Source organism: Francisella halioticida (assembly GCF_002211785.1).
Taxonomy (GTDB): domain Bacteria; phylum Pseudomonadota; class Gammaproteobacteria; order Francisellales; family Francisellaceae; genus Francisella; species Francisella halioticida.
Genome location: NZ_CP022132.1, coordinates 226894 through 239722, shown reverse-complemented (window position 1 = coordinate 239722; position 12829 = coordinate 226894). Strand labels below are relative to the sequence as shown.

The window sequence follows — 12829 nt, the reverse complement described above, 5'->3', positions numbered from 1 at the left end:
ATAACAAAAAATAAGTAGCTTTTTAAGATGCTTATTCTTCCTCAGATGAATAGTCAAAATCCATATCTATACCCAATGCTCTAACTTCATTTCTTAAAACATTAAACGATTCTGGAACATCAACATTCATAGTCAACTTACCATCAACTATATTCTTATACATTTTAGATCTACCAGCTATATCATCTGATTTAACTGTTAACATTTCTCTTAACGTATAAGCAGCACCGTATGCTTGTAATGCCCAAACTTCCATCTCACCGAATCTTTGACCACCAAACTGTGCTTTACCACCTAGAGGTTGCTGCGTAACTAAACTATAAGACCCTGTTGATCTAGCATGCATCTTATCATCTACTAAGTGATCAAGTTTCAACATATACATATAACCAACTGTCACATGTCTATCAAATGACTGGCCAGTACGACCATCAAAAAGTTTCATCTGACCATTACTTGCAAAACCACCTATTTTCAGTAAAGATTTAATATCTTCTTCTTTAGCACCATCAAACACAGGAGTCGCAATTGGTACACCATCCTTTAAGTTTTCACAAAGAGTTAATACTTCTTCATCACTTAAAGATTCTAGGTCAACTTTTTTATTACCAACACTATTATAAACTTCTTCTAAGGTTTTTCTTAGTTCAGCTACTTTTTTAGTCTGCTCTAGAGTTTCTTCAATTCGTTTACCCAGACCATAAGATGCTAAGCCTAAATGTGCTTCAAGAATCTGACCAATATTCATACGAGATGGAATACCTAGAGGGTTTAGACAAACATCTACAGGAGTACCATCTTCCATATATGGCATATCTTCAACAGGTAGTACACGAGATACTACACCTTTGTTACCATGTCTACCAGCCATTTTATCACCTGGCTGAATACGTTTTTTGATAGCAACAAAAACTTTAACTGTTTTAATCACACCAGGAGACAGTTCATTACTTTGAGTAATAGATTTCTTCTTAACTTCAAATTTAGCATCTACCGCTATTTTTGCTTCATCGTAATACTCTTTAGCTTTTTCTACTCTATCATTAAGCTTTTTATCTTCAAAAGATATCTCTAGCCATTTAGCAAACGGAAGTTTTTCTAGGAATTCTTTAGTTAGAACAGCTCCTTTCTTAAGACCTTTAGCTTTTTGAAGCTTAGCACCAACAATATCATTTTCTACTGAAGATCTAACTACCGATTCAATTACAGCAAACTCTTCATCAAAATCCTTACGAGCTTTATCTATTAACTCTTTTTCAATTTGGAGTGCTCTTAAGCTTTTACCACCTTTATCATTTTCAAAAACCTGAACATTAATAACTGTACCAGAAGTACCACTTGGCATTCTTAATGAACTATCAGCAACATTTGAAGCTTTCTCATTAAAAATAGCTCTTAAAAGTCTTTCTTCTGGAGTCAACTGTTGCTCAGCTTTTGGTGTAATTTTAGCCACAAGAATATCACCTGCTTCAACATTAGCACCAATATGTACAATTCCTGACTCATCAAGCTTTGCCAAACCTAATTCACTTACGTTAGGAATATCTGAAGTTATCTCCTCAGGACCAAGCTTAGTATCACGAGCAACACAAGTAAACTCTTCAATATGTATACTTGTATATTTATCATCTTTTACGATCCTTTCTGACAGTAAAATTGAATCCTCAAAGTTATAACCGTTCCATGGCATAAAAGCGACCATTAGGTTATGACCAAGAGATAGCTCACCAAAATCTGTAGCAAAACCATCTGCCAAGATATCGCCAGCCTCAACTTTATCACCAACATTAACTATTGGACGTTGGTTAATACAAGTATTTTTATTTGAACGCTTGAATTTAGTTAAGCTATAAATATCCACTAACTTGTTGTCTTTAGACTTGCTAGTATCTACTTTAATTACGATCCTATTTGAATCTACTTCAGCAATCTGGCCAGCATTTTTTGCAATGATACAGTTACCAGAATCTCTAGCAACAATTTTCTCCATACCAGTTCCAACTAAAGGCTTATCTGCTTTAAGAGTTGGTACAGCTTGGCGTTGCATGTTTGCACCCATTAATACCCTGTTAGCATCATCATGCTCTAGGAAAGGTATTAATGCTGCAGCTGCTGAAACCATCTGCTTAGCAGAAACATCCATGTATTGAACTCTGCTAGATTCAGTAAATATTGCTTCACCACCTGAACGACACTGAATAAGATCTTCAACAAAATGATTATCTTTATCAAGCTCTGTTGATGCCTGAGCAATTACATAATTATCTTCATCAATAGCTGATAAGTATTCAATCTCATCAGTGACTCTACCAGCAACAACTTTTCTATATGGCGCTTCTAAGAAACCAAAGTCATTTACTCTAGAATAACTTGCCAACGAATTGATAAGACCAATGTTTGGACCCTCTGGAGTTTCAATTGGGCATAATCTACCATAGTGAGTTGCATGTACATCACGAACCTCAAAACCCGCTCTATCGCGTGATAGACCACCTGGGCCTAACGCAGAGATTCTACGTTTATGTGTAACCTCTGATAATGGATTATCTTGATCCATAAACTGTGATAAAGCACCAGATGTAAAGAACTCTTTAATAGCAGCTGTAATTGGTTTAGAATTTACAATATCTTTAGGCATAAGTTTATCTTTATGTACTAAAGACATACTTTCACGGATACCCTTCTCTACACGGTAAAGACCTATTCTAAATTGGTTTTCAACCATCTCACCAACAGAACGTACACGTCTGTTACCTAAGTGATCAATATCATCAACTTTACCTTTACCATCACGAATATTAATTAGCTCTTCTAATACACCCACAATATCACTATTTTCTAAGGTATAAATATCTTTAGAAACCTTATCTGAATCTAATCTTGCATTTAGTTTCATTCTACCAATATCAGATAAACTATATCTGCTTTCGATAAAAAACAAACCTTCAAATAACGCTTTAACTGATGCTGCTGCCGGAGGATCTCCAGGTCTTAAGACCTTATAGATTTCAACCAAAGCTTCATCAGTATTTTTTGTAAGATCATACTTTAAAGTATCAGAGATATACCTACCTTTCTCAGTGGTTATAAAATCGATAACTTCTAACTCAAGCATGCCAACACTAACACATGCATCTAATAAATTCTCAGTAACATCGTCATTTGCACAAGCAATAACTTCACCAGTAGCTTCGTTAACAATATCTTTAGCAACTCTAAGAGTGCTTACTAAATCAAAGTCTATAGCAACTGAGTCAATTTTTGCATCTTTAATTTTTTTAATATCTCTAGACGTAAGTTTTTTATTTTTCTTAACTATTGTTTTACCTTGATCTCCTACAATATCAAACTTAAGTAACTCTCCCTTCATACTTGGAAGGTCATCTAACTTAAGGGCAAAACCTTTATTATCAAACGTAATAGTTTTACTATCAGAGAAATTCTCTAATATTTCCTCTTGTGTATATCTAAGAGCTTTTAAAATGACTGTTGCACAGAATTTTCTTTTTCTATCAATTCTAGCCCATACAATGCCTTTTGCATCAAACTCAAAGTCAAGCCAAGATCCTCTATATGGAATAATACGTGCTGAAAATACACCCTCTTCTGAATCATCTTTACTAAAAAAGACTCCTGGTGATCTATGTAACTGGGATACAACAACTCTTTCTGTACCATTAATAATAAACGTACCATTTGTTGTCATTAATGGGATATCGCCCATATACACATACTCTTCCCTAATATCTTCTACTATTTTCTCACTTGGAAGAGCTTCTTTATTATATACAACTAACCTTAATTTTACATTTAACGGAGCATCATAAGTCGCACCACGCACTTGACACTCTGTTTCATCAAAACTAGGCTCACCTATTTGGTAATCAACATAATGAAGTTCATATTGACCATTTTTACTTTCTACCGGAAAAGATTGCTTAAGCACCAATTCAAGACCAGAGTGAAGCCTACCTTTAGCTTCGGCAGCATTTAAAAACTTTTTATAAGACTCTGTCTGAATCGAAAGTAAATATGGTACATCTAAGATATGAGGAAGATCCCCAAACTCTTTACGAATTCTTTTTTTCTCAGCGTATGAGTAAGACATCAAAAACATCCCTAAGATTTTGTTTACACAAAACAAAAAGCAAATATGAGTATATTTGCGCCAATATCCACGTATCTTTCAATACTAGAAAGACTAGAGGCCAAAATTGACCACTAGTCTTAAATTTCTAAAAATTATTTTTTAGAATTTTATTATTTAAGCTCAACTTTAGCGCCAGCTTCTTCAAGTTGTTTTTTAAGCTCTTCAGCTTCTTCTTTAGCAGCAGCCTCTTTAACTGTGAAAGGCGTACCTTCTACAGCAGCTTTTGCTTCTTTAAGACCTAAACCAGTCACAGCTCTTACTGCTTTAATAGCAGCAATTTTGTTTGAACCTGCTTCAGTTAAAACCACATCAAAATCAGTTTTCTCTTCTACAGCAGCCTCTTGACCACCAGCAGCAGGACCTGCAACAGAAACAGCTGCAGCTGCAGAAACACCGAATTTTTCTTCCATTAACTTAACTAGATCACATACATCCATTACGCTCATATCAGCAACAGCATTTAGGATATCTTCTTTTGTTATATACATTTTTATAACTCCTATTTATTTAACAATTAATTCTTTTTTAGCTTTTTCTTAAAGCCAGTGCAATTATTTACTATCTCCAACAGCAGCAAATACTCGTACCGCTTGTGACGGAACCTCATTAAGAGTACGAACAAACTTAGTAACTGGTGCTTGCATAACATTAAGTAATGTAGCAAGTGCCTCTTCCCTTGTAGGAAGCTTAGCAAAGTCATCTAACTTTTCAGGACCAAACAGTTCACCAGACATAGCTAAATTTTTAACTTCAAAAGCACTATTGTCTTTTTGAAAGCTTTTAAATAGCTTGGCTGCTGCACCTGGCTCATCCTTAGAAAGAGCAAGAACAAGAGGACCAACAAGAGCATCTCCAAGACACTCAAAATCAGTTCCTTTAATTGCTAAACGTGCTAAGTTGTTACGAACAACTCTTAAATAAACTCCAGACTCACGGGCTTGTTTTCTTAATGAAGTCATTTCATTAACAGTCAAACCACGGTAGTCTGCTACTGCTGCAGACAATGCTGAGGACACATGTTCAGCAACTTCAGCAACAATTGCTTTTTTATCCTCTATTCTAAGTGCCATATCGACTCCTTATTTTATTGTCCACACTTTATTTAATTAACACGATATTTATACCAAAAAAGGTTGTCAACATCGTCTGCGTAGGATAAATATTAAGCCAGATAACCTAGCTCCTACGGTCTTTGATCGTTGTATTTTCATACAACCCAAAGAAATTGCAAAGTAGTATTCTATATATTTAAATCTGAAAAGTCAACACCAATTCCTGGACCCATAGTGCTAGATACAGAAACTTTTTTCAGATATATACCTTTTGATACTGCAGGTTTAGCTTTTTTAAGATCAGTTAGTAACTGTTCTAAGTTCTGCCTTAATGCATCTATATCAAAACTAACCTTGCCAATAGTAGTATGTATAATACCAGCCTTATCAACTCTATATCTAACTTGACCTGCTTTAGCATCTGTTACAGCTTTAGCAACATCCATAGTTACAGTACCAACCTTAGGGTTTGGCATAAGACCTTTAGGACCTAAAATTTGACCTAACTGACCTACAACTCTCATAGAATCAGGAGAGGCTACCACAACATCAAAGTCCATATTGCCTTTCTTAACTTCATCAGCTAAATCTTCCATACCTACAATATCAGCACCAGCCTCTTTAGCTGCCTCAGCAGCTGGGCCTTTAGCAAAAACTGCAACTCTAACAGTCTTACCAGTACCATTAGGAAGTACCGAAGCGCCTCTTACAACTTGATCAGATTTACGAGGATCAACACCAAGAGTAACCGAAACATCTACAGACTCTACAAACTTAACAGATGATACTTCTTTTAGAATCCCAAAAGCCTCTGTTACAGGGTATTTCTTCTCTGCATCTACTTTAGCAGCAATATTTTTCATTCTTTTTGAAATTTTAGCCATTACTCAACCCCTTCTACTTTTACACCCATACTACGAGCTGAACCAGCAATAATTCTTACAGCAGCATCTAAATCTGCAGCTGTTAAATCAGGATCTTTCACCTTAGCAATTTCTTCTAACTGCTCACGAGCAATAGTTCCAACAAAATCTTTTGAAGGATTTGATGAACCTGACTTAACTTTTATTGCCTTTTTAATCAAAAAAGAAGCCGGTGGCGTTTTCATTTCAAACGTAAAGCTACGATCGCTATATACAGATATTTCAACAGGAATTGGCATACCTGGCTCCATTCCCTGTGTTTTAGCATTAAACTCTTTACAGAAACCCATAATATTTACACCATGCTGACCTAACGCAGGGCCAATTGGTGGACTCGGGTTTGCTTTACCTGCTGCAACTTGCAACTTAATAATAGCTTCTATTTTTTTCTTAGCCATTTTTTTCTCCAATTTAGGTTAATAACACTCATAAATAAATTATAAGCTCCCTATATTCCTAAGAATAATACTTAAGACTCTTTCTCAACTTGTGAAAACTCAAGTTCAACAGGCGTAGATCTACCAAATATAGATACCGCAACTCTCAATCTTGATTTCTCATAGTTAACTTCTTCCACCACTCCAGTAAAGTCATTAAATGGCCCCTCAAGAACCCTAACAACTTCACCAACCTGGTATGATTTTCTTAATCTAGGTTCAATAGCAGCATCACCATCTTCCATAAATCCTAAAATTCTCTCAATTTCAGGCTTACTTAAAGGAATTGGCTTTCCTCTTGAACCAACTACAGTCAACACTCTAGGGACTGCTTTAATAACATCCCAAGCCTCTGTAGTTAAATCAACCTCAATCAAAACGTAACTAGGGAAATATTTTCTCTCACTCTTACGCTTTTGACCGCCTCGCATCTCAACGACATTTTCTGTAGGAACTAAAATCCTACCAAAACTTTTCTGTAGACCCACTATTTCAATATTTTCTTCAAGCTGAGTCTTTACTCTTTTTTCATAACCAGAGTGCACTTGCACAACATACCAAAGCATACTTATACCTTTTTTTATTAACCTAGAAAATATTGAATGAAATTTTCAAATATAACACCAAATAAAGATATTATTAGTGCAAAAACTATAACAACTGCAATAACCATAGCTGTAATTGTCATAGTTTCTTTACGAGTTGGCCAAACAACTTTTGCTAACTCAAGCTTAGATGCCTGGAAAAATGCCCAAAAATGGCTTCCTTGATTCGTAAACCTTGCAACAATTAATGCAAGCAAAACTACAACAACAACCAATGATGTATTGAAAGTACTATATGCAACACCCAAGATATCTGAATACATAGTAATCACAACACCAAAAACTATTATTGCAATAGCCACAATCCATAGAAGAGCATTCTTAAATTTAGAAACCTTCTCTACTTCAGCAGTTTTTGTTGCCCCACTAATCCAAACTTTATTATTAAAATTTTGATTCTTTTTCACAAAAATAATCCTTTAAAAAGAGTAACTTAAACATAGGGAATTTATAAACGTAGCATATAAGGTAACATACAGAGAATATAATATCAAGAAATAAAAAAGGCGATGTTGCAAAACTTACAACACCGCCTTTTTTATGTGTGGCAGGCCAGGAGGGACTCGAACCCCCAACTTGCGGTTTTGGAGACCGCTGCTCTACCAATTGAACTACTGACCTAAATTAAAATCACCTATTACTCGACAATTTTAGCAACAACACCAGCGCCTACAGTTCTACCACCTTCACGGATAGCAAAGCGCAGACCTTCTTCCATAGCGATAGAAGCAATTAATGTAACATCCATTTTGATATTATCGCCAGGCATAACCATCTCTACACCTTCCGGTAATTCAACAGCACCAGTTACATCTGTAGTACGGAAGTAGAATTGAGGTCTATAACCTTTAAAGAAAGGAGTATGTCTACCACCCTCTTCCTTTGAAAGAACATATACTTCAGCTTCAAACTTAGTATGAGGATTAATTGAACCAGGCTTACATAATACTTGACCACGTTCAACATCATCTCTCTTAAGACCACGAACTAGAACACCAACGTTATCCCCTGCTTCTCCTCTATCTAGAAGCTTACGGAACATTTCAACACCAGTTACAGTAGTTTTTTGAGTAGGACGAATACCAACAACCTCAACCTCATCACCAACATTTACAACACCACGCTCAACACGTCCTGTTACAACTGTACCACGACCTGAAATTGAAAAAACATCTTCAATCGGAAGGATGAATGGCTTTTCAGTATCACGCTCAGGAGCAGGGAAATAATCATCCATAGCTTGAACTAATTCAACAATTTTCTCAACGTACTGTTCTTCACCTTCTAAGGCCTTAAGAGCAGAACCAGTAACAATTGGAGTATCATCACCAGGGAACTCATATTGATCAAGAAGCTCACGAACTTCCATTTCAACCAATTCTAATAGCTCTTCATCATCAACCATATCTTGCTTATTCAAGAAAACAACAATATATGGTACACCAACCTGACGAGAAAGTAGGATATGCTCACGAGTTTGTGGCATAGGACCGTCAGCTGCAGAACATACCAAGATAGCGCCATCCATTTGAGCAGCACCAGTAATCATATTTTTAACGTAGTCCGCGTGACCTGGACAGTCAACGTGAGCATAGTGTCTATTTGGAGACTCATACTCTACGTGTGAAGTATTAATAGTAATACCACGCGCCTTTTCTTCAGGTGCGTTATCAATCTCATCAAAGTTTCTTACTTCCGAACCATTCTTCTCTGCCATAACCTTAGTAATAGCAGCAGTAAGAGTAGTTTTACCATGATCCACGTGACCAATTGTACCTACGTTTACGTGCGGCTTCAAACGTTCAAATTTTTCTTTAGCCATTATTTAACTCCATTTTTTCAACAAAAAATAAAAAACCATAATTATGGTGCTCACAACCAGACTTGAACTGGTGACCTCTCCCTTACCAAGGAAGTGCTCTACCATCTGAGCCATGCGAGCGTTTAACTTACAATATTAATAAAAATTTAGATTTAGGTGGAGCGGGTGATGGGAATCGAACCCACACTATCGGCTTGGAAGACCGAAGTTCTACCATTGAACTACACCCGCATGGTGGAGGGAGCAGGATTCGAACCTGCGAAGGCTGAGCCGTCAGATTTACAGTCTGATCCCTTTGGCCGCTCGGGAATCCCTCCCCTAAAACTTTAGATAACTATAAAGTTTATTTGAGCAAAAATCAAGTTTTTTTGTACTTAATTTACAATTGTTTTCTATAGAAATTATTTTTACAAAATAACTGTGCGTATCATACTATGAGCATATTAAAATGTAAAGCCTAAACTGATTTTTTATAGCACTACACACAACTTCTGAGGTCTTGTCATTGCAACATATAAAATCTGATTTCTTTCAGCTGTGTTTTTATTTAAAAGAATATCTTTCAACAATACAAAAACTTTTTTATATGTTGAACCTTGTGATTTATGAACAGTTATTGCAAATCCATAGTCCAAATCTTTTCTTATCCAGCAACTTTTGTTTCTTAAGCCTCCGTCTTTATATCGATATATATCTTTCATTAAAATATTATCTCTGCGAAAACTATTATAAACACTCCACTGCTTATCGCTTCTTGCTTGAAACAATAAAGCATCATGAATCTCTGCATAATCATGTAAATTGCTAGAGTCCTGAGTATCAACAATAAACATGCTTTTTTCATCAAAGCCTTTAAATACCCTAGATTTCTCTAAAAACTTTATATCGTAACCATATATTCCATTAGCATTTTTTAACTTTTTAGAAACATCAACAACTTTATAATCTACGCCATTATTAATTAAAAAAGCATCTTTTTGTGTTGCCTTAACCGCACGATAACCCGTTAGAACATCACCTTTCTCAAGCTGTTTTGCTTTTTCACCAAACACTAGTTCTCTAATAATTAAATTAGACTGCATTACGGTTTTATTACGCCATGCTATAAGCTTTGCATAATTAGGATCTGTCTTTGCAGAATTTGAACTAAAAACATTCTTTAGCTCTTCACGAAAGCTCTCGTTAGATGATTTAAAAATGACTCCTTCATCAGAACTATTTAATGATGTTTCTCGCTTAATCAGAAATTCAGGAAGACTTTCTTCCGCATCTCTTAATCTTTGACTTAATTCAGCTAATGGATTATCTTCAGCCTGGCGCATTAGAATAGTAAGGTTGTATCTATTTTCCAAATCAAAAACTGGACTTGATTTATCTCCAATTGGTGGAATTTGCGCTTTATCTCCCAAGAATAAAACCTTTGATGAACTACGTAACTCTTTAGTAATAAGATCAAGTAAATCATTATTAATCATACTAGCTTCATCTATAACTACAAAATCATAATAACTTATTGAAGCTTTTTTTATTTGCCCAAAAACTGGATCATTAGGGTTAAAATTCTCAAGATTAACATCCGGCTGCAGCCCTAATAAAGAATGTATTGTATAACCATGAGATATTGTTGCTTGAGATATAACTGCATTAGCCTTACGAGTTGGTGCTGAAACTATAGCCTTCTTAGAATATTCATCAAGAATTTTTTTTACAACTGTTGTCTTACCTGTACCGGCAAACCCTGAAAGTAAAAAATAATTATCTTGGCTTTTTAAAAATTTCTTAATCTGACTAATCGCTTCTAACTGCTGATCATTAAGAAGTATTTTTTGGCCATTTGATAAATAAAGATTTTTATCTGTAGAAAAAAAGCCTTCTTGCATTATTTTTCAGACTTAGTAAATCTTGTAATGACCTTAGACACTACCATACTATTTGAAATAATAATTTCATTATCAGCTTCATCAGCAAGTTTAGTATATAAGAAACCTATAGACTTAACCACACCAGCTACTCCCCCAAGATCAACCTTATCACCCACCTCAAAAGGCTTACTAAAGACAAGCATAATACCAGAAGCTACAATACTGTAAGATGTTTTCAAAGACATTGCGATACCAAAAACAATGCCTGTTAAAACACCTGTTATAGGTGATATTGGAACCCCAAGCTTTGCCAAAGCAATAACAACAACTAAAATTAAGAATACTGCATATATTAAGTTTGCCAGAAACTGCGATATCGTATTATCATATTCTTTTAAAAACTCAGATGTAAGAGATCTAATATACTTTGAAGCAACAAACCCCGCTGCTAAAATTATTATTGCAACAAATACATTCATCAAAAATGATCCTCCATTAACTGCTTGCATTTAATCTCTCCTTATAAATTTTTTTTGAATAAGTAAGTATACAAATAGCTATAATACTTAAGATAATAGATATCGTTGCACAAATAATTTCTTCTAATAATTGCTCATCCCCCATTTCAGTAAATAAGGCATGGGCTATAAATATTACATTCTCCACCAAGAATAATGCCATACCAATAGCAAAAGCGGATATACAAATAGAGAATCTATACAAAAATGCTGATATGCCAAATAGTAGTAATAAAGGATACACAACTATTTGTAGAATAGTTATAAATATCTCATGAGGGAAAACTTGACAATTTGGATCATATTTTATTGTTAAAACATAAATAAAAGCAAAAACAAAAAATGTTGCAAATAGTATAGGAGCATTTTTACTTAAAAGCTTATCAGTAAAATCAACATAATGATGTCTTGAGAACAAAAGACCACAAACTGTTATAAAAGCAGCACTTGAAATAAAACCATCATATGAAAAAGTATTTTCTAAATAAATATGGTGAACTATATAGCCACACCCTCCTAAGCTAAATAAGAACAATGCAAAAAATATCCAAAAAGGTATGTCCCACGATTTTTTTTTAATAAAAATGCACCCTAAAATAACACAACAAATAAATAAAAAAACTGAAACAAGCAGTCTCAGAAGATCATCCATCAACATTGGCACAAAATTTAACTTACACATTATATATATTCCTAGAAAATCCCTTTTGTTTTTAATATCAAGTAAACGGCTGTGGCAATTACACTACCAATTACTGGGCCAATTACTGGAATCCAAGCATAACTCCATTGTGAAGAACCTTTGCCTTGTATTGGCATAATAGCATGGAATAATCTAGGACCAAAATCTCGCGCTGGATTTATTGCATAACCAGTAGTACCGCCTAAAGACATGCCAACCGCAATAACAACAAATGCCACAGGAATGCCTCCTAATGCTCCTATATCTACAGGGTACGCGGTAGTCAAACTAGAGCTTCCAGAATGTACCACCACCCCATGCATAGTTAATATTGCAAAAATCAATACAAATGTGCCCACAATCTCACTAATTAAATTAGACGGAATGCATTTTATAGCTGGGGCCGTACAACAAGTTGCTAGTTTAAAATCAACATCATTAGTTGCTGAATAATGAGGGTAGTATATAGTCCAAACTAAAAGTTGACCAAGCATTGCTCCAAGAACTTGTGAAACTATAAATGGAACAACCCAAACCCATGAAAATTTACCGGCTAAAGCTAAAGCTAAAGTTACAGCAGGATTTAGGTGAGCTCCACTGATAGGTCCTGCAACCAAAACTCCAATAAAAACAGCTAACCCCCATGCAAAAGTAATAACAACCCAACCACCATTGTGTGACTTTGTTTTATTTAAAACTACACCTGCAACAACTCCATTACCTAAAAGTATAAGTAACATAGTTCCTATAAATTCTGCAATACATGCTTCTAACATAT

12 protein-coding genes and 4 tRNA genes are annotated in these 12829 nt (G+C 35.1%); all 16 read right to left on the bottom strand.

The features are described from left to right. Window positions 1-31 precede the first annotated feature (31 nt). On the bottom strand, window positions 32-4108 hold the full coding sequence (gene rpoB / locus CDV26_RS01320; RefSeq protein ID WP_088771760.1) for a DNA-directed RNA polymerase subunit beta: 4077 nt from the start codon (window positions 4106-4108) through the stop codon (window positions 32-34). Window positions 4109-4260: 152 nt separating this feature from the next. After that, the gene (rplL, locus tag CDV26_RS01315; protein ID WP_088771759.1) at window positions 4261-4638 is read right to left on the bottom strand and encodes a 50S ribosomal protein L7/L12; all 378 of its coding nucleotides are present in this window, start codon (window positions 4636-4638) and stop codon (window positions 4261-4263) included. A gap of 63 nt (window positions 4639-4701) precedes the next feature. Next, window positions 4702-5220, bottom strand: a complete 519-nt coding sequence (rplJ, locus tag CDV26_RS01310; RefSeq protein ID WP_088771758.1) for a 50S ribosomal protein L10 — start codon at window positions 5218-5220, stop codon at window positions 4702-4704. A gap of 170 nt (window positions 5221-5390) precedes the next feature. Then, complete coding sequence (gene rplA / locus CDV26_RS01305) at window positions 5391-6086, bottom strand: 50S ribosomal protein L1 (RefSeq protein WP_088771757.1); 696 nt, start codon at window positions 6084-6086, stop codon at window positions 5391-5393. Then, window positions 6086-6523 (bottom strand): 50S ribosomal protein L11, encoded by a 438-nt coding sequence (gene rplK, locus CDV26_RS01300; protein ID WP_088771756.1) that lies wholly within the window; start codon window positions 6521-6523, stop codon window positions 6086-6088. The genes rplA and rplK overlap by 1 nt, the downstream gene beginning before the upstream one ends. 71 nt (window positions 6524-6594) lie before the next feature. Continuing rightward, window positions 6595-7128, bottom strand: coding sequence for a transcription termination/antitermination protein NusG (gene nusG, locus CDV26_RS01295; RefSeq protein WP_088771755.1), 534 nt, complete (start codon window positions 7126-7128; stop codon window positions 6595-6597). A gap of 17 nt (window positions 7129-7145) precedes the next feature. Then, window positions 7146-7574: a preprotein translocase subunit SecE gene (gene secE / locus CDV26_RS01290; RefSeq protein WP_088771754.1), complete on the bottom strand. Its 429-nt coding sequence runs from the start codon at window positions 7572-7574 to the stop codon at window positions 7146-7148. A gap of 138 nt (window positions 7575-7712) precedes the next feature. After that, window positions 7713-7788, bottom strand: a tRNA-Trp gene (locus CDV26_RS01285). 16 nt (window positions 7789-7804) lie between these two features. Then, a complete protein-coding gene (gene tuf, locus CDV26_RS01280; RefSeq protein ID WP_088771753.1) occupies window positions 7805-8989 on the bottom strand; it encodes an elongation factor Tu in 1185 nt (394 codons plus the stop codon). Between the two features lie 44 nt (window positions 8990-9033). Next, window positions 9034-9109: transfer RNA gene (locus CDV26_RS01275), tRNA-Thr, on the bottom strand. 37 nt (window positions 9110-9146) lie between these two features. Beyond that, window positions 9147-9220 (bottom strand) — tRNA-Gly (locus CDV26_RS01270). Window position 9221: 1 nt separating this feature from the next. Then, window positions 9222-9306, bottom strand: a tRNA-Tyr gene (locus CDV26_RS01265). Between the two features lie 153 nt (window positions 9307-9459). Next, window positions 9460-10869 (bottom strand): ATP-dependent DNA helicase, encoded by a 1410-nt coding sequence (locus CDV26_RS01260; RefSeq protein ID WP_088771752.1) that lies wholly within the window; start codon window positions 10867-10869, stop codon window positions 9460-9462. After that, entirely contained in the window at window positions 10869-11360 is a 492-nt protein-coding gene (locus CDV26_RS01255; protein WP_088771751.1) for a mechanosensitive ion channel domain-containing protein, read from the bottom strand. The genes CDV26_RS01260 and CDV26_RS01255 overlap by 1 nt, the downstream gene beginning before the upstream one ends. Beyond that, window positions 11347-12051, bottom strand: coding sequence for a hypothetical protein (locus CDV26_RS01250; RefSeq protein ID WP_088771750.1), 705 nt, complete (start codon window positions 12049-12051; stop codon window positions 11347-11349). The genes CDV26_RS01255 and CDV26_RS01250 overlap by 14 nt, the downstream gene beginning before the upstream one ends. An 11-nt stretch (window positions 12052-12062) precedes the next feature. Beyond that, window positions 12063-12827: an MIP/aquaporin family protein gene (locus CDV26_RS01245; RefSeq protein WP_088771749.1), complete on the bottom strand. Its 765-nt coding sequence runs from the start codon at window positions 12825-12827 to the stop codon at window positions 12063-12065. Between the last annotated feature and the right edge of the window lie 2 nt (window positions 12828-12829).